This window comes from Bacillus atrophaeus, assembly GCF_039519175.1.
In the GTDB taxonomy this organism is placed as follows: Bacteria; Bacillota; Bacilli; order Bacillales; family Bacillaceae; genus Bacillus; species Bacillus atrophaeus.
Genome location: NZ_CP154443.1, coordinates 3,597,820 through 3,616,451 on the forward strand (window position 1 = coordinate 3,597,820; position 18,632 = coordinate 3,616,451).

General features: G+C 33.0%; 13 protein-coding genes and 1 pseudogene. 4 read left to right on the top strand and 10 right to left on the bottom strand.

The genetic code is table 11. The annotated features are described in order from the left end of the window. Window positions 1-16 precede the first annotated feature (16 nt). From AAHT65_RS17870 to AAHT65_RS17900, 7 genes are all read right to left on the bottom strand, one after another. Window positions 17-1,648: a (2,3-dihydroxybenzoyl)adenylate synthase gene (locus AAHT65_RS17870; RefSeq protein ID WP_214918940.1), complete on the bottom strand. Its 1,632-nt coding sequence runs from the start codon at window positions 1,646-1,648 to the stop codon at window positions 17-19. Further along, entirely contained in the window at window positions 1,641-2,804 is a 1,164-nt protein-coding gene (gene dhbC, locus AAHT65_RS17875) for an isochorismate synthase DhbC (RefSeq protein ID WP_343311557.1), read from the bottom strand. Before dhbC ends, AAHT65_RS17870 begins: the two co-directional genes overlap by 8 nt. Before the next feature lie 73 nt (window positions 2,805-2,877). After that, window positions 2,878-3,654, bottom strand: a complete 777-nt coding sequence (locus tag AAHT65_RS17880) for a 2,3-dihydro-2,3-dihydroxybenzoate dehydrogenase (RefSeq protein ID WP_343310615.1) — start codon at window positions 3,652-3,654, stop codon at window positions 2,878-2,880. 55 nt (window positions 3,655-3,709) lie between these two features. Continuing rightward, on the bottom strand, window positions 3,710-8,167 hold the full coding sequence (locus AAHT65_RS17885; RefSeq protein WP_343310616.1) for an amino acid adenylation domain-containing protein: 4,458 nt from the start codon (window positions 8,165-8,167) through the stop codon (window positions 3,710-3,712). A gap of 111 nt (window positions 8,168-8,278) precedes the next feature. Next, window positions 8,279-8,527: a hypothetical protein gene (locus tag AAHT65_RS17890; protein ID WP_343310617.1), complete on the bottom strand. Its 249-nt coding sequence runs from the start codon at window positions 8,525-8,527 to the stop codon at window positions 8,279-8,281. Between the two features lie 124 nt (window positions 8,528-8,651). Beyond that, complete coding sequence (locus AAHT65_RS17895) at window positions 8,652-10,385, bottom strand: ABC transporter ATP-binding protein (RefSeq protein ID WP_343310618.1); 1,734 nt, start codon at window positions 10,383-10,385, stop codon at window positions 8,652-8,654. After that, window positions 10,382-12,181 (bottom strand): ABC transporter ATP-binding protein, encoded by a 1,800-nt coding sequence (locus tag AAHT65_RS17900; protein ID WP_214918927.1) that lies wholly within the window; start codon window positions 12,179-12,181, stop codon window positions 10,382-10,384. Before AAHT65_RS17900 ends, AAHT65_RS17895 begins: the two co-directional genes overlap by 4 nt. Before the next feature lie 545 nt (window positions 12,182-12,726). On the opposite strand from AAHT65_RS17900, the gene AAHT65_RS17905 reads away from it, so the two are divergent. Further along, on the top strand, window positions 12,727-12,963 hold the full coding sequence (locus AAHT65_RS17905; RefSeq protein WP_343310619.1) for a hypothetical protein: 237 nt from the start codon (window positions 12,727-12,729) through the stop codon (window positions 12,961-12,963). 953 nt (window positions 12,964-13,916) lie between these two features. On the opposite strand, the gene cspC is transcribed toward AAHT65_RS17905, so the two are convergent. Both cspC and AAHT65_RS21715 read right to left on the bottom strand, forming a co-directional pair. Next, window positions 13,917-14,117 carry a cold shock protein CspC gene (gene cspC / locus AAHT65_RS17910; protein WP_148963072.1) on the bottom strand — a complete coding sequence of 67 codons (201 nt, stop codon included), beginning with the start codon at window positions 14,115-14,117 and terminating at the stop codon, window positions 13,917-13,919. Between the two features lie 576 nt (window positions 14,118-14,693). After that, a complete protein-coding gene (locus AAHT65_RS21715) occupies window positions 14,694-14,816 on the bottom strand; it encodes a molecular chaperone TorD family protein (protein ID WP_214918998.1) in 123 nt (40 codons plus the stop codon). A gap of 149 nt (window positions 14,817-14,965) precedes the next feature. On the opposite strand from AAHT65_RS21715, the pseudogene AAHT65_RS17915 reads away from it, so the two are divergent. Next, window positions 14,966-15,925: pseudogene (locus AAHT65_RS17915) on the top strand (fatty acid desaturase); the annotation flags it as partial. On the opposite strand, the gene AAHT65_RS17920 reads toward AAHT65_RS17915, so the two are convergent. Then, on the bottom strand, window positions 15,808-16,725 hold the full coding sequence (locus tag AAHT65_RS17920; RefSeq protein WP_425524832.1) for a VOC family protein: 918 nt from the start codon (window positions 16,723-16,725) through the stop codon (window positions 15,808-15,810). The pseudogene AAHT65_RS17915 and the gene AAHT65_RS17920 sit on opposite strands and share 118 nt — an antisense overlap. A 183-nt stretch (window positions 16,726-16,908) precedes the next feature. On the opposite strand from AAHT65_RS17920, the gene AAHT65_RS17925 reads away from it, so the two are divergent. Further along, window positions 16,909-17,109, top strand: coding sequence for a DUF3311 domain-containing protein (locus tag AAHT65_RS17925; RefSeq protein WP_088117396.1), 201 nt, complete (start codon window positions 16,909-16,911; stop codon window positions 17,107-17,109). Then, window positions 17,109-18,599, top strand: a complete 1,491-nt coding sequence (locus AAHT65_RS17930) for a sodium:solute symporter family protein (protein ID WP_010788951.1) — start codon at window positions 17,109-17,111, stop codon at window positions 18,597-18,599. The genes AAHT65_RS17925 and AAHT65_RS17930 overlap by 1 nt, the downstream gene beginning before the upstream one ends. Window positions 18,600-18,632: the final 33 nt, after the last annotated feature.

The window sequence follows — 18,632 nt, forward strand, 5'->3', positions numbered from 1 at the left end:
TCAAAATGTAAGTAATTTAATAATTAAGTTTGGTCTTCCTATATTTATCCGATATCATTTTACGTAATTCTTTTTTGCTAACTTTCCCTACTCCAGTCTCAGGGAATTCAGTTATATATTCTACTTGATCCGGAAATTTATATTCAGCTACGCCTCTTAAAGTTAAAAACTCTTTTAAATCTTTTAAAGTAGGACGATTTACTTTTGGTATTATATAGGCACCAATTCGCTCACCTAAATACAAATCTGGGATAGATACTATTGCTACATCTGTGATATCTTTGTGTGCTAGGAGATGATTCTCAACTTCTTCTGCTGAGATTTTTTCTCCTCCCCGATTAATCTGATCCTTTACCCTACCTTCAACAATTAAGTATCCATCTTCAGTCAGCTTTACAAGGTCACCAGTACGATAATACCCTTCAGTTGTAAAAGATTTAAAATTGTGCTCTTCGGCCTTATAGTAACCCCTTATTGTATATGGCCCTCTGGTCAATAAATTACCTACTTCCCCCCTGTTCACCTCATTATCAAAATTATCAACGATCTTAATTTCATCGTATTTAGACATAGGTTTTCCTTGTGTCTTTGTAATAATATCCTCTGGATCTTCTAACCGAGTATAATTGACTAACCCTTCTGCCATTCCAAAAACCTGTTGTAAAGTACATCCAAATATAGGTCGAATTCTCTTAGCAACTTCTTGACTGAATTTCGCACCTCCAACTTGAATAACTTGTAGGCTTGTCAAGTCATTTTTATAATGTTCTCTTGCATTAAGCCAAATTATTGCTAATGGTGGAACTAACGCTGTAATCGTAACCTTTTCTTTTTCTATTAAAGGGAATGCCACATCTGGACTGCCATTGGAAGCTAATACTATTCTTCCCCCTGCATATAGAGTACCCAAAATTCCTGGGGAGCTTAACGGATAATTATGTGCAATAGGAAGAACTGCTAAGTACACACTTTCTTGATCCAAATTTGATATATCAGCACTTAATTTCAAGCTATATATATACTCATTATGAGTTCTTGGAATTAACTTTGGTAGTCCTGTTGTTCCTCCTGATATTTGTAAAAAGGCTGTTTCACCTGCATCTATTTTCTGTTTAAATTTCAAGTTTGATTCGTTAATATATAGGTCTTCTAAACTAATAAATTCTTCCTCATCACCTATAACTATTACAAATTCTAAGGTTTTATTTACTTCTCTAATATCTCGTGCGAGATTCCGATAATCAAACTCTAATTCTTTATCTTTAATAATGTATCCCTTTGCCTCTGTATGTTCACAAAAATAATTTATCTCATTGAACCTATGTTTGGGTAAAGTAAAAACTGGTATGGCTCCAATACGAAAAAGTGCAAAGCTAACCTCAATAAATTCAGATATATTTGGGATTTGTAAAATGATTCGGTCGTTTTTATTTATCCCTAATTTTTCAAACCCTGCAGCTAGTTGAGTTGCCCTTCTATCTAATTGATTATAAGTTATACGTTTATCGCCTTCAGTTATTGCTATTTTATCTCCATATCGATTAGCTCTCTCTTTCAACATTTCACCAAATGTCTGCCCACTCCAACACTTATTTTTAATGTATAAGTCCACTAATTCTTTTGGCCATTCAACAACTCCGTCAAGCATTATTATTTTCAGCACCTTTATTGATAGATTGAATTGCATTTAACATAGTCTGAAATTTCGCATTAGTTTCTGCTAATTCCTCTTCTGGAATCGAATCTTTTACTATACCAGCTCCTGCATATATATTTATAACGTTTTCTTTTAATTCGGCACAACGAATTGTAACGACCCATTCACCATCACCATTCATATCACACCATCCAATCATCCCCGTAAAGAAGTTTCGATCGAACTGTTCAATTTCTTTAATTAATTGTTTAGCATTATCAGTTTTTGTACCACAAACAGCTGGTGTAGGATGTAGAGCAAGTGCTAACTCTAATGAGGTCACATTAGGATTTAATAGCTTTCCTTGTATTTCCGTCGATAAGTGCCACATTGTTTCAGTATTTAATAAAGAAGGTTTTTTTGAATAATTAACCTCACTACAAAAAGGTCTAATTGCATTTACTATGTCTTCGACAACAAAATTATGTTCTTTTAAATCTTTTGGTGATGTTAAAAGTTCTCGAGCCATTTCTTCGTCCTCTAATTTATCTTTCTTTCTTGGTCGAGAACCTGCTAGAGGAGTAGAAATTATATTTATCCCCTTCTTTGATATAAGTAACTCCGGACTTGAACCTATAAGAATTTTTTCTTTATTCTGTACTTCATTCTTATCAGAAATATCCATTGAGTATGTATAACCATCACTATTACCTTCTAGCAATTTCAATAATAGTTGCTTAGAGTCTATTTTTTTTGGGGTATCTATCTTTAACGATCTTGATAGTACTACTTTCTCTAAACCTCCGGTTTTAATTTTTTCAATTCCTTTTCTTACACCTTCTATATATTCTGCAGGAGTAGGTATCGGTTCAATATGAAAATCATTCATAAAATTATTGAAAACAGTACTTTTGGATAATTTATTATCTAATCTATTGTATATTTTATACTCGCTAGGTATAAAAAGATTGGCGTTTTTTGTTTTGTCAAATTGGAATGCACCAACTATAATTGGATTTTCATTTCCTAATTCTTGGGCTCTTTTTAGATATTCCTTAACAATTTTTGTATTATATTGATCGGGTGAACATTTTATTTTAGCAAACTCACCCTCAGCAAAAATCGTTTGCGATGGTGAATCAAAAAAAAGTAACGGAAGTCCTTTGATTCCTTTAAAATTTCACAATTTGATCTTAGTAAATCAGTTTGATTCATAACGCTTCATCCTCTTTCACAAAGTTTTATACCCCTAAAGTTGCTCCACCATCGACACAGATGTTTTGCATAGTAATATGATTTGAAAGATCGGATACTAAGAAATGCACAACATTTGAAATATCTGAAGGTTCAGCTATTTTTTGTAGGGGGATGCCTATTTTATAGTTTTTAAGAGACCCAGCAATAATATCACTATATTTATTTTCATCATTAATTAATAATCCAAGCATCTTTGTATTAGTTGAACCTGGTGAGACAATGTTACACCGAATGTTATACTTTGCCATCTCCAACCCCATAGTCTTAGTAAAAGACATTGTAGCGGCTTTTGAAGCTGCATAGGCAGCTAGGCCAATACGAGGAACTTGCATAGAATTAGAACCAATTGTCACTATACTTCCTTCTTTTCGATCTTTCATATAACTAATTACAGATCTCGAAGTATAAACAACTCCCATAGTATTAATTTTAAATGTTTCGTCCCATTTTTCATCAGTTAGATTTTCTATAGACCCAATGTGTAATATACCAGCTACATTTATTAAACTTTGTATGTTCCCCATATTTTCTTCAATATCTTTAATTGTCTTATCCACTAAAGAACTATCACTAACATCAATGTTATAAGCTCTAACTATATAATTCTTCCTTCTCATCTCTTCTACCATTAGATTTAGCTTACAGGCATCATTATCTATTGCAGCTATATGCGCTCCACTTTGAGCAAGTTTCTCTACTATTGCTTTACCTATACCTTGTGCCGCCCCTGTTACAACAGCCACTTTACCTTCTAATTGCATAACTTAGCACTTCTTTCTCTATTTTAATTTACTTTTATAGACTGTGATTAATTATTCATTTATCTACATTAATAACTGATTTTTCTTTTATTTTTAAAATTGTATCTCCTGGGTTATTGATAATATGTTCAATTATATTTAACATATTATCTCCCAGTCCTTTAATGGTTCTATATTTATATAAAGTAGTTGAGTACGTTAATATACATTTAAGTTCAATATCATTATCAATAATTTCTAATATTAATTTAAAATCTGATACAGGCTGTTCGATCATATTAAAGGAGTTTATTTCTAAATCTCCTTTGAAGTTATTTAATTTAATAACTTTTTGAAAAAGAAACATTGATTCTAAAATCTTATTATTTAGATTAGTATTTTTTTGATAATTATTAAGTACCTTATCAAAGGGGTATTCTTGATTTTCAATAGCTTTTAAAGCGTTTTCTTTTACTTCTTCTAAGAAATCATAAAATAATTTATGATCGAGTGGCTGGTTCCTAACGGCAACATTATTTACAAATAAGCCCATGGTACATTCTAAATCTGAATGCGTGCGTCCCCCGCTCATACTTCCAATAATAATGTCATTATTCTTACTATAAGTAGATAGCATAATAGTATAAATAGTTAACATAACTGTATATAGAGTAGTATTTTTCTCTTTAGCAATTAAATACAATTTCTCTTTTTGTGATCTATTAATCACAAACTCAATATTACTACCCTTAAAGTCTAATTCTTGTTGCGTTTCGTAATCAGTAGGCAGCTTAAGCATTGAGAATTGGCCCTTGAATAAATCTCTCCAATAATCTCCTTGCTTTTCTATACCTTTACTACGAGACAGTTGCCAGTTTGCATAGTCTTTATATTGAACACGTAAGGGTGGCAGGCTCTCTCCATTGTAATATTTGATCAAATCATTCATAAAAATATTTAATGAAATTCCATCTGATATAATATGGTGCATATCTAATAAAAATAAATAGCTATCTTCCCCCACTTTTAATAATTCGCATTTAAAAAGTGGTAACTTATTAAGATTAAAAGGTTGAACAAAGTTATTAATATAATTAGCTATTTCTTTTTGATCATCCATTTCAATGACATTAAGTTTAAAAGAGTAAAATGATGCTATCTTTTGTCTTATTTCAGAGTTAATTTCTAAAAAATATGTTCTTAAAGTCTCATGTCTTTCTATTAAATATGAAATTGCATTTTCTAGACGCTTTACATTTAAAGATCCTTTAAACTCTGTAACAGAAGGCATATTGTAAGCAATTTTTGATGGTGAGATTTTGTGCATTTCAAACATCCTCTTTTGTTGAGGAGATATTACATAACTGTTCTTGGTACTTATTTGAGGTATAATTAAATGTTCTTCTTTTCTTTTCCCTTCTATTTGTTTTGCTAGCTGATTAAATACAGGATTGTCAAAGACATCTTTTATTGATAATTTAACTTGAAATGTATCGTGAATCTTTGTCACTAAGCTTACAGCTTTAAGTGAATGTCCCCCAAAATCAAAGAAATTATCTAACAGTGAAGGTTTGTTAATCCCTAGTACGGCACTCCATACGATTGCTAATTCATTTTCTAATTGAGTTAAAGGCCGTTCTTCGAAATCTTTTTTACTTTTATGAATATACTTAGGTAAAGATTTGTAATCAATTTTTCCGTTAATAGTTAAAGGTATATCTTTTAATTCAAAAAAATAACTAGGTATCATGTAAGACGGAAGAATTTCACTTAATTTTTCTTTTATCTTTTCAGTTGTTACAGATTTATTAGTTACATAATAAGTAATTAATTCTAGACTTTCTTTTTCAGCTTTAGTAGGAATTATTACTGCTTGTTGAATTAACCCGGTTTTATAAAGAGCGTTTTCTATCTCTTCTACCTCAATTCTAAACCCTCGTACCTTTACTTGGTTATCTACTCTACCCATATATTCTACATTACCATCTACTAGCCACCTTGCTAAATCACCCGTATAGTAGATCCTCTCACCTGGAACAATAGGATTCTCAACGAATTTTTCTTTAGTTAAATCAGCTCTATTTAAGTAACCCCTTGCAAGTCCTTCCCCAGCAATATATAAATTCCCTGTAACACCAATAGGCTGCAATTTAAATGAATCACTAAAAATATAAAACTTTGTATTAATATTTGGTTTCCCGATAGGAATTGACGACGTTTCATTTCCTTGAGTCAGGTAACTTGATACTTCAACGGTGGTCTCTGTAGGCCCATAAGTATTATATAATCTAGTATTATTTTTTAATGTAAGTGTATCGTAAAAACATCTTGTCAAATTAGCAGACAAAACTTCTCCGCCTACAGAAACATACTTAACCGTCACTAATTTGTCTTGCATTTTAAACTCATTTACGTAATTTAGAAAAACTTGAAGCATAGACGGTGAGAACTCAAGATGTGTAATTTTATATTTATTAATAGCTTCTATAATAAGTAAAGGGTCTATTTCAGCATGATTTTCTAATAAGCTAAGACGTGCCCCTTTCCACATCCACCAAAATAATTCCCAAACAGACGCATCAAAAGATATAGTGGTTTTTAACAAAAGTGAGTCTGTATCCTTAAGTGGACTTCTTTCCTCAAGGGTTTGCAGAAAATTTATAACCGATTTATGTTCAATCATTACACCATTTGGTTTTCCAGTTGTTCCTGAAGTATATATAATATAGGCTATATCTGTAGTTTTTACATCACTATTTAAATTATCTACTTCACCAAGATATATGTTGTTTAAGGAAATTTTAACTCCTTGAAATGAAATTTTATCTTTAATTGAATGGTCAGTTAACAAAAATGATGCACCAGAATCATTTAATATAAGTGAAATTCTGTCAGAGGTATATTTGGGGTCAATTGGTAAATAAATTGCACCAACCTTTAATATCCCAAGTATAGAAGCTAACATTTCAATTGAACGTTCAAAACCTAATCCTACAATATCACCAGGAAGTACACCCTTTTTTTGGAGTTCCTTTCCAATTTGATTAGCTTTAATATTTAATTCCTTATATGTAATTTTCGTATCTCCAGATTGAATAGCTATATTATTGGGGTTTTTTTCAACCTGATACTCGAACATACCGTGTATCGTTTGAAATTTTAATATATGACTTTCTGATCTATTGAAATTATTTAGAATATCTAGACGTTCTTTTTCTAACAAAATATCTATAGAGCCAACATCAGAATCAATCCCAGTATCCAGTAAATTATCAATTGTATTTATTAGTCTATCAATATGTAGAGAAATATCGTTTTCGGAATATTGTCTTGAATTTGCATCCATTTCAACTTTTATAGTAGATGTTTCTACATCAATGTAAATATTAATTGAAATGTCTTCTACTGGACCTGCTGAAAGATTATGAACTATACCTTTTACACCTCCGAAATTCAAACTGTAATCAAAAGTTTTAAAGTTTACTACAGGCCCAAATAACTTATCATTAGTACCAACGTAACCGAGCTCTCGTCTAATTAATTCACTTCGATATTTTTCATGTTTTTTAATTTCTAATATTTCCTTTGAAACCTGCATAATTAAATTATTAATGCTATTGTTACTTTCCACATTAACAATTAGAGGTAGAACATTCATCACATTTGATGGAATTGTAAGTGATACTGAACCGAGCCTACACATCATTGGTAGTCCAAGTATTATTTTATTTTGTCCAGTAGTTAAACTTAAATATATTGCATTCGCAGATAATAAAATTTCAGACCAATTAACTTTTAGAGAGTGAGCCAAATCTTCAAGTTTTTTAATTGTACAAGTTGATAGATATCTAGTTTCCCTAATAAATTGAATTTTAGATTTATAAGTATCTCGATTCATTTGTTGATGATTATTAAAACTAACTACCTCCGGATGATACTTCATTTTACTTATCCAGTATTTACTGTCCTGTAAATACTTATCTGAATTATAATAGTTATTTTCTTCTTCAATAATAGAACTTATTGACCCAAAACTAACATTATCTATACAAACGTTAGTCAATTTCGAAGTATAAATATCAGAAACCTTTTTTAAAATTAGAGAAACACCATAACCGTCTATAATTGCATGATGAATTTTCTGATACCAAAAATATTTATTATCATCAATACGGAAAATCATCTCTCGATATAACTGATCATTTGAAAGATTTATTTCTAGTTCCATTTCTTCTTTCATCCAATTAATCGCTAAATTGTGTGCATCATTATTACCCGATAAATCGTGATAATCTATTATTATTTCTTTCTTTTCATTAATAGTTTGATATAATTCATCGTCTCTTTCATAAAGATTTGAATTTAGTGCTTCACATTCAAGAATAGTTTGCTTAATTGAATCTTTCAAAAGATTGACATTAACTTTCCCATTAATTTCTACGTATTCTGCCGTATTAAATACATTGTTATTTTTCTGAAGTTTTTGTGCATACCAAATTCCACGCTGGGCAGAAGTTAAAGGTATTTTTCCCATAAAGTATGACCCCTTTTAATACATTGTTATTGAAGTAGTGAGATTTTTAATTAAACTAAATTGTATGTATTGGATAGTAAAATAATTCTCCTGAAGAGCCAATTAATTCAGTTATTTTCCGTTTAAAAAGATGTTTTTTAGTTTGTTAATTGTTACAATTTCAATATTAATATTCTTTATATCTTCATTCTCACTACACACAGCTAGTTTATATAGATTATCAAGGTTTATTAGTTTAAAGTAATACGTGTAAAAGTCATTGTATATGGTTTTGTACAATCCTTTATCTTTTTTTATATGGAAAGAGTCTAATGAGACTTCTAAACCTTTACCTAAAGCTTTTACAAAAGCTTCTTTCATAAATTTTGTACCTTCCTAAAATAATAAAATTTTAATATTCAAATTCGAATTACAAATCTTCTATTACTTAGGTATAAAGTTTAATTCTAAATTATGTTCCCTACGGACTAGAATACAGATATAATCAACTAAAACTAGGTGTATCTTTGGTTACGTCTGTGTCAACTAATTCTCTATAAAACAAATTATTATTAATTAACTCTAAATGGGTTCCACTTTCAACTACCTTACCTTTATCCATAACAAATATAACATCTGAATTTTTTACTGTTGATAAACGATGGGCAATTATTATAGTTGTTTTTTCATGTCTTATTTGATCAATAGCATTCTGGATTAAATATTCAGTTTTATAGTCTAGTGCAGATGTGGCTTCATCTAGAATTAAAATTTCTGGATCTCGAATTAATGTTCTAGCTATAGCTAACCTTTGTCGTTGACCTCCTGATATATTAATTCCTCTATCACCTATTATTGAATTATACTGATTAGGCAAACTCATTATATAATCATCTATCTGTACATCTTTACAAATTTCCCTTACTTTTTCTAAACCTATATTTTTATTCCCTAATGTAAGGTTACTTAGAACAGTATCTGGTAATAAATAAGGTTCTTGAAATACGATACCTACTTTATCTGCCCAATCGTGTCTACTAATATTAAATAAATCTTTGTCATTAACAAGTATTTTTCCTAACGTGGGTTCATAATTTCTTATTAATAATTGTGAGATAGTAGATTTCCCACTGCCACTCATACCAACAATAGCTACTTTACTGCCTTTTGATACAACTAGATTTAAATTATTCAATACATTTTTTTCATTTTCTTGGTATTTAAAGGTAACATCAGAGAATTTAATTTTTGATATAGGTTCACCTAATTCAATTGTACCTTCATTTAACTTATCTCCTTCCATTACATCACGTAATCGTTCTACGCTTGCAATATTAGAGGAAACCTCCATAAAAAAATTGTATATTCCTTGATAAGACTCAACTAATTGCGAACCAAATTGAAAGACTATTACAAACATACCAAGTGTCATTTCGCCTTGCATTACTAGATAACCGCCATACCCTAAGATTAACAATTTCACTCCCCAGTTAAATGGTTCACTAAATATAATCTTTTTGTTATTTAATTTTTCGGCTTTAATTGTTTCACTAAAATATCTATTGAAAAATGTCTTATACAATTTTTCTTCCCAATTTAGACGATTGTAAGCTATTACTTCACGTGTGGAAGATACACCCTCCTCTAATTGAACTAGTAATTCCGATTTAGATGTTTGTACATTTTTGGCTGCTTTTTTTATACGTTTCGAAAAATATACACCTAACATAATATATACTACACTGATAAGCGTGCTAAAAATTAATATAACAGGACTAGCCCACCCAACAATTACCATTAATAAAATTGTTGTGATAATTAATTTTATTCCTGTAGGTATTTGTATGCCCCCTAAAAAACTAACAATTGAGATGTCATGTGATATGTTATGTACGTATGATGCAGTCCGTGTTTTTTGCAACTTTTCAGTTGGTATAGTGTGCATAAAACTGATGAATTCATCTGAAATTTCCCTTTGAATAAGGGTTACTATTTTATGAGTAAAATGAGGCGCCAAAGTAAACAACATTGCATGTGCTAAGAATGCTATAGCAAACAATATAACAACCTCGAATATTAAATCATAGTTCCCTGCCCATAATACATTATCAATTAAACGCTGCTGCAATGCCGTAATTGCCAGTAATGATATTGTTTCAGCTGTCAATATCATTACTGAAAATACTAGCAACCATTTAACACGAGAAAGATATGAAGTTAAAAATTTTATATTTCTCATACAATTCCCTTCCTATTTAACTCATCGTCTATTAAAAATCCCTTATATAATCCATCACTATTAATCAACTCTAAATGCGAACCCATTTCAACAATTCTTCCATCGTTGATTACAGCAATTTTATCGTAGTTTTTAATAGTTGATAAACGGTGTGCAACTGTAATTGTTGTTTTACCTATTAGTAAATTATCTAGTGCAAGCTGTACTTCTTTTTCACTTACATTATCCAACGCAGAAGTAGCTTCATCTAATAAAATTATAGTTGGGTTCTTAATAAACATACGAGCTATTGAAATCCTTTGTTTTTGTCCGCCAGATAGCTTCAATCCTCTTTCTCCCAAAATGGTATCGTATCCATGAGGCAAATTCATAATAAATTCATGTGCATAAGCTGCTTTTGCAGCTAAAATTACTTCCTCTTCTGTAGCTTTAGGATTACCAAATAATATATTATCCCGAACAGATGTTCCGAATAAATAAGTTTCTTGAAATACATATCCAATTTTTTCCCTCAGTTGAGAAATCTTCAGCTTGTTTAAAGGGATGTCATCAAATAATATATTTCCTTCTTGTGGGTCATAAAAACGAACTAAAAGTTTCAAAACGGTAGACTTTCCATTTCCACTTTTACCTATTAAAGCAACTTTTTGCCCTTTCTCAACTTCTAAACTGAAATTATGTAATATATCTTGACCTTTAGGATACTTGAATGTGACGTTTTTTATAGAAATCTTACCTGTTATTGTTTTCGCATCGATAGGATTACTTGATTCTTTTACTAGAGGTTCTTTATTCATAAATCCAAATATTTTTTCAGCCTGTACCATTAGTATTTTCTGTTCTGTAAACATAGTGATAACTGTAGTTAACATGTGCATAACATTAAAATAATATAATAAAAAAGCTGCCATTTCACCAACTGATAATAAATTATGCTCCACTAGATTAATGCCAGCAATTATTACAAGGATACCCCCAATGTAGTAAGAACCACGTCGAACTGTACCTCGCATATAATTGTTCCATAACATTTTCAATCTAGACGTTAAAAAGACTTCTAAACTATCTAAAAATCTTCTCTTATTCCAGTCTTGAGCATTATGAGCTCTTATCTCAGGTAATGAAATAATGTTCTCATAAGCTTTTTGATTAAATAAAACCCTATTATTTCTAGCCTCTTTAGCCCCAATTGTAGCTTTTTTTTCGAAATGTGGACCTATTAAATAATAAAGTAACAGAGAAGGGATCATGATTAATGTTAGGGTAAAGCTTATAGAAACCATAAAAATAATTGATGCAAATGAAAAAATGAGAGCTTGGATAAGTCTAGGGAAAATATTTTTATAAAAATTTTGTAAAGAAACCACCTCTGTGTTCAAAAAAGATAAACTTTTCCCGATTGGCATCCCCTCAAAATATGAAACACCTAGCACCCTATGTTGCTTATAGACATCATATTGAATATCCATAGCCGTTTTTTCTTGTAATGACCGTCCAATAAGGTTTTGTGCTAGCATTATTACAATCATTATAAAAATAGCAATACCTATAACCGCAATAAATATCCAGAAGTTTCTATAATTCTCTGCTGGGAAAATATAATCGATAAAAATTTGAATACTTTTAGGGATGGATACTTGTACAGCAGTTATGATTAAACCACCTAAGATAAATAAAAAGAGAAGCCCGCTGTAAGGTTTATAGTAGGATAACATCCATGAATAAACTGGTGAAACTTTAAAAAGTTTAAATAGGGAATTTTTAAACGGAATTAATGATGAAAGATTTTTAAGCATATGTTTACCAACCTTTTAAGTAATTATTAACTTATCTTTTTAAAATGAATCATTAAACACTTCTTAATTTAGGTATATATAACAATTTTCACATATTGTATTATATATTTAAACACTAAATAATGTCAACAATATTATTTTTTAACTTTATTTCAAAATGACACCATAAATAATGTACTGTATTGGTAAGTTAGTGACAAGATATATTATTTTAAGATGGAAGGAATTAAGTGATGGAACTGACCTAAAATATGGAGATACTAGTGACACAGCGGCTGCTTCTTTTTAAACATATGGAAAAGTGTTCGGTCTATATTCAGGATTATGTCAAATTAAAATGCATAGTTTATCTGCATCATCGTTAATTGGGTACACAATCTATCCTGAATATTTTCTTGAATGAATACTAACTTGTGAAAATAGCAGAATTAATCACATAAAAGATGTTAGCCTTACTCTATTTCAAAATATAAATCCCACTCAAATTAAAACAGGCTTTGTTTACTACTTAAATTCAAAAGAGTATAAAGTAGGTCGTAGGCTAAGTGGCAAAAAATCAACAAAAAAGCGTTAACCAGAAAAACGACTTCCTTCTAGCTTTCTACCCTCAGCTTTCAGAGATCGCTAAAAATTGTAAAGGTGAGCCTTTATTAAAAGAGAATATTATGGTTAATATTCTTTATAAGCAACAATGTTTAGAACCTTTTTATGCCGGTCAACAGATTAAATCCTATATATTACAAGCTGAAGTGTTTAATAAATTGAGAGAATTTATTTACTAGTGATACTCAGAAAAAGATGTAACGAATTATTTAAAAACACAACATTAAGCACTTCTAATCTCTTTGATTTTAATTCCATGATAACGCCTCTATTTTTATTGAAAATTAATTCGGAATAATAATTGAATTAACAAATATTATATATCCTTATATTCTAAAAAACTACTATTTGCATTCTATTCCATTTTTATTATTTACATTTCTTCTGCGAACATTTTAGAAAAAAACGAAATAGTCACTTGATTTTTCAATCCTGATTCACACTGGCACGGACAAGGAGCCGTAGAGATGGAAGAGAGGTAGGGCTTTCATTGTTTTAGGTATATTTAAGTGATGATTTCCAGCAAAAATCAATCCATTTCCCCTTACTCTTTAAGAATTTTTCATATTCATTGTGACAGTGAATCGTAAGTGTTCAGATACACGAGTTTGTACCATCTAAATATATGATCAACAATAAAAATAGCGAAATCTTTAGAAATGAAACACATGCCAACGCAAGAATGAAGTAACGAGTGAAAGAAGCGAAAAAGGGTTACTTCTCTTGTGATAGCAGATGAATCAGCTGTTATTTTAACTAATCCGACTTTTTTGAATTTCGCACATGTTTTTGCCTCTTCGTTAAACAGCCCGAACTATGGCTACTTAGTATTTGGAACAGGAAAAGTGGTTTACTGAACATGGTTTGGAGGACTTGTCTTGTATTTAAATTAAAGGCAGGTTAGTGAAAAAATAAAATACAGGAAAGAAATATAAATATTTTATATACTTTCCGCATATTGTCAATCCAATATGTTATACTGTAAACAAACCTTTGAAGCGTTAAATCTTTTTCTATTACCTTTTACCATCACCCTACTCGAACCTTGAGTAGGGTTTTTTATGTATTTTACAGAGAACATAAAAAAAAACAGACTCTATATAAAGAGCCTGTTTGTATAAACGATTGAAGACTAAGCTTTTTGAACGTTAGCAGCTTGAGCTCCACGAGTACCTTGCTCAACGTCAAACGTTACTTTTTGACCTTCGTCTAGAGATTTGAATCCTTCGCTTTGGATAGCAGAGAAGTGTACGAATACATCGTCGCCATTTTCACGTTCGATAAAGCCAAAACCTTTTTCTGCATTAAACCATTTTACTGTACCTTGTTCCATTTTTGTTGCCTCCTAGTGCGTTACCACACATTGTATTACTATCCTTGCCCAAAGTATCATCAAGACGAAAAGACGATATTCATACTATCCTTTACACGAACAAAAATAATTCTTCTTTATCATAGCACGAAACGGAAATAATTGCAAATTAATATTATTGTTTTGGCCATTTAAACGCGTGGGTACCAGTACAGAAGCGCTAAGCAAACTAGAAAATGTTAATAATCCTGCATCGAATTTATAACATGGTCTAAGAGGCTTGTTGATAACTCTGGTTAAAAACCCCGTGAAATGAATCACGAGTGTCTTCAAACCTTTTTCTTTGCTTAATAGTTCTTCAAAAATAACGGTTATTGATTGTTAAAGATTTCTTTAAAAAGATTAGCTGTTTCTTGTTCAAGTGCAAGATATTCTTTTAAAAGCGGGGCTGTTCACTGGTAAAGCCTTGTTTCTGCAGATGTTTCCAAACGGTCACTAATGGTATACCCCCATTTGCCAGAATGCTCATAAAAAAATATTACTTGTCCACAAATCATCTTCCTTTTCTTCATTACCACTTTCAAAAACCTTTTTAATTTAGAAACAATGTTTTAAATAAACCGATTCCCATAGGGGAGCAGCGAGAGAGTTTGGCCCGATAAAGAGCTGGGTATAATCTTCATACGCATTTGTATTCCAGCTGGCTCTGCTAATAAAGATTTAACTGAGCTGGAAATCAGTACCGAATTTCCAATAATTTTACAGAGAAATGGGAAAGATACTATGGTATATGACAGCTGGGACCTAAAGGCAATAAAACGTTTTCTATACTTAGATTAAGACCATCAGGGAAGGGGAAACTTTAAAAAATGAAGGAACAAAACCTAAGGACTTTGAAGAAATTGGTTACACCTTATGAAAAGTCCGATCTACAAAAAAGCATTTGTCAAATCATTAACACATTGGTGCCATTTTTCCTGTTATGGTGTTTGGCATATAAGAGCTTGTCGATTTCTTACTTCCTCACATTAGCGATTTCTGTCGTTGCGGCAGGTTTTTTAGTAAGAACCTTCATCATCTTTCATGATTGCTGCCACTATTCCTTTTTTAAGAACAGAAAGGCGAATCGAATCCTTGGAACAATTACAGGAATTCTGACTCTGCATCCTTTTGATCATTGGGCACACGACCATTCTGTCCATCATGCGACAAGCAGCAACCTGGACAAACGCGGTACAGGAGATATTTGGGTACTGACCGTTGAGGAATATAAGGAAGCCTCAACTAAGACAAAAATAATGTACCGTTTGTACAGAAATCCGTTTGTTATGTTTATTGTTGGGCCGATTTACGTCTTCGGGATTACCAATCGTTTTAATCGTAAAGGGGCAAAACGCAAAGAACGGATGAATACGTATGTAACGAACCTGGGGATCGTCGCTTTGGCAGCACTTTTATGTTGGGCTATTGGCTGGCAAAACTTCCTGCTGGTTCAGGTTCCAATTTTTATAATATCGGGATCCCTCGGAATTTGGATGTTTTATATTCAGCATACGTTTGAGGATTCTTATTTTGAAGAAAATGAGCATTGGGAATATGTAAAAGCAGCAGTTGAAGGAAGCTCTTTTTATAAGCTTCCAAAAGTCATGCAATGGCTAACAGGCAATATCGGTTTCCATCATGTTCATCATTTAAGCCCGAGAGTCCCAAACTATAAGCTTGAAAAAGTGCATAACAACACTGAACCATTGCAAAACGTTCCGACCATTACACTGGCAACAAGTCTTAAGTCGTTAAAATTCCGCCTATGGGATGAAGAAGGCAAAAAATCATCTGTCGCCATTTCAAATAAAATGCCTCCTCGTTCCCGAAAATAAATAGATGTGAAATATTCTCTGTCAAGGATTTCTGAGGATGAAAGGCGTTCAGCCAGAAGCACGTCCTTCCACTTCGCCTGTTCCTCACTCGTTGTTCGAAATGCCACGTGATGAACGGTGCCATAACCGCCTGATCCTCTTTTTTCAGGACGCAGATGGACGTCGATGATATCGCCTATATCCGCGGAGGACTTGAGTCTTACAATTTGATCCTCTTCCTGGATTTTGTTGTATCCAAACTTTTCAATCAAAAATTGAATGGTTGCTTCTGGGGCGTAAGAATAAAGCAAAACCCCTTTCATCCCTATGATTGCCTCGTTTTTTGTTATACCTTCTGCCGTCCATTCGCTTTTTTTGCTTTGGGCATCTTCCATAATGGCGAGCGGGAGGTCCTCCGTATCATGAAACAAAAGAATTTGTTCAGACAACAATGTCTGTTCCGTTACTTGCAGTCCATTTTTTTCAAGTCTTGTTTTCCAGAAAAAGAGCGACCCTTTCGGCACTGAAAAATAGATTCTTCCCGCCTGGCCTTTGCCTACAGTCCCCCGGCCGCTCCCTTGGAAAGGAAAGAACGTGATGATCGTGCCTGGCTCACCGTTTTGGTTGCCGAAATAAAAATGATATGTTCGTGGATCATCAAAATTGACTGTTTTTTTAACGAGGCGAAGCCCCAGCACCTCTGTATAAAAACGCAGATTCTCTTGAGGATCTTTTGCAAATGCAGTGATATGATGCAACCCTGCTGTTTTCATTTTCCCACTCCTATTTATCTTGATTTCGAGATATTTAATATTGTAATTTTATTTTTTTCGGAATGCAAACAATGTGTTTGAATAAAGTAATTTAAAAAATCACTTTTTTCTAATAATTATCTTGTGATCTTATCTTACAACTGCTATGATAGTGAGCATTATCACGTTTTAGGGGGAAAGTAAATGGTAAAAAAAGCACTGATTATCCTTCTTATTCTCTTACCCTCCGGTCAGCTCGCGCTGCTTCCGCTGGTTAACCGGATTGAACCGATTATGTTCGGGCTTCCTTTTTTCCACCTTTGGCTGCTGCTGTGGATTGTCATCACGCCATTATGCTCATTGTGTATTTATAGGTTGCAGAAAAAAGATGGAGGAATTGAATAATGCAAGGTAATTTAACCGCACTTCTTATCACAGCCGTTATTGTTTTAACTGTTGTCTGTATCGGTTTTGTCGCCGGAAGAGACAAATCCTCCAGAACATCTGTTGAAGAATGGTCTGTCGGAGGCAGGCGCTTCGGCGGGCTTCTCGTCTGGTTTTTAGTTGGGGCAGATCTATACACCGCCTATACATTCTTAGGGCTTACTAGTACCGCTTATACAGGAGGCAGTGTCGCCTTTTTCGCCATCCCTTACTCTGTCTTAGCGTATTTTATCGCTTATTTCTTTTTGCCGAAGCTTTGGAAGGTCGCAAAAATCCACAAATTAACGACACTTGCCGATTATGCGCGGGAACGCTTCGACAGCAAACTTTTGGCAAGCCTTGTCGCCATAGTCGGCGTGTTCATGCTGATTCCGTATATTTGTCTTCAGCTAAGCGGGATACAAGACACGCTTCAGGTTGCAGGAACAGGTTATATTAACGTAAAGTTCGTTGTGATTATTTCATTTATTCTTGTAGCTCTTTACACATTTTTCAGCGGAATTAAAGGACCTACATACACTGCTATTATTAAAGATATTTTAGTATGGGTGATTATGCTGTTTATGGTTGTGTCTCTTCCGATCATTCACTTTAACGGCTGGACGCCGATGATAGATACGCTTGTGAAAGAAGCGCCGCAAATGCTGACGATTCCGACAGAAGGCCCTAAAGGCATCCCGTGGTTTATCACAGCCTCTATTGTGTCCGCTTTGGCCCTGTTTATGTGGGCCCATGCCGCCACTGGCGTTTTTACGGCCAAAAGCGCTGATGCCGTCCGGAAGAACAGCATGTTTTTGCCGCTTTATAATATCGTGCTGATTCTTGTCATTTTTCTTGGCTTTATTGCGTTTCTTGTTTTGCCTGAGGATACAAATCCGAGACTGGCGCTTCTTCATTTAATTCAAATGTCGTATGGCGGCGTCGCACAAGGGTTTGCTTACTCTACCATTGCCCTTGCTTCACTTATTCCGTGTTCCATTATGGCAATCGGGGCGTCTAATTTATTCGCGAACAACTTATATCGCGACTTGCTTCATCCGAATGTTTCTCAAAAGAAACTGACGATGATCACCCGATCAATGGTGTTTGTCGTAATCGGGCTTGCTTTGCTTTTCGGAATGCTCTTCCCGACTGCGCTAGTGACGCTGCAGCTTTTAGGTGTTTCCGGCATGGTTCAGATTTTCCCCGCCATTGCCGTGAGCCTGTTTTGGAAAAAGCAAACGAGAGAAGCGACGATTATCGGTTTATTAGCCGGACTCGCTGTTACTTTTACTGTGTATATCACACAGTCTTCACACGGTATTTACGAGGGATTCTGGGGCTTGGCAGCAAACGTCGCCGCTGTTGTGATCCTCAACCCGTTATTTGTGAAAAAAGCAGGGACTAACCCTGTAATTGAAGGTTTATTTAATAAGCAGCGGCCTTCAAATCCAAATCAAAAAGGCGCATGAAAAACCATACGCGGGTCTCCGCGTATGGTTTTT

Excerpts from the sequence above, each read along its gene's own strand:
- AAHT65_RS17870 (WP_214918940.1), bottom strand. The coding sequence starts at position 1,648 with ATGCTTGACGGAGTTGTTGAATGGCCAAAAGAATTAGTGGACTTATAC.
- AAHT65_RS17880 (WP_343310615.1), bottom strand. The coding sequence starts at position 3,654 with ATGCAATTAGAAGGTAAAGTGGCTGTTGTAACAGGGGCGGCACAAGGT.
- AAHT65_RS17885 (WP_343310616.1), bottom strand. The coding sequence starts at position 8,167 with ATGGGAAAAATACCTTTAACTTCTGCCCAGCGTGGAATTTGGTATGCA.
- AAHT65_RS17890 (WP_343310617.1), bottom strand. The coding sequence starts at position 8,527 with ATGAAAGAAGCTTTTGTAAAAGCTTTAGGTAAAGGTTTAGAAGTCTCA.
- AAHT65_RS17895 (WP_343310618.1), bottom strand. The coding sequence starts at position 10,385 with ATGAGAAATATAAAATTTTTAACTTCATATCTTTCTCGTGTTAAATGG.
- AAHT65_RS17900 (WP_214918927.1), bottom strand. The coding sequence starts at position 12,181 with ATGCTTAAAAATCTTTCATCATTAATTCCGTTTAAAAATTCCCTATTT.
- cspC (WP_148963072.1), bottom strand. The coding sequence starts at position 14,117 with ATGGAACAAGGTACAGTAAAATGGTTTAATGCAGAAAAAGGTTTTGGC.
- AAHT65_RS17920 (WP_425524832.1), bottom strand. The coding sequence starts at position 16,725 with ATGAAAACAGCAGGGTTGCATCATATCACTGCATTTGCAAAAGATCCT.
- AAHT65_RS17925 (WP_088117396.1), top strand. The coding sequence starts at position 16,909 with ATGGTAAAAAAAGCACTGATTATCCTTCTTATTCTCTTACCCTCCGGT.
- AAHT65_RS17930 (WP_010788951.1), top strand. The coding sequence starts at position 17,109 with ATGCAAGGTAATTTAACCGCACTTCTTATCACAGCCGTTATTGTTTTA.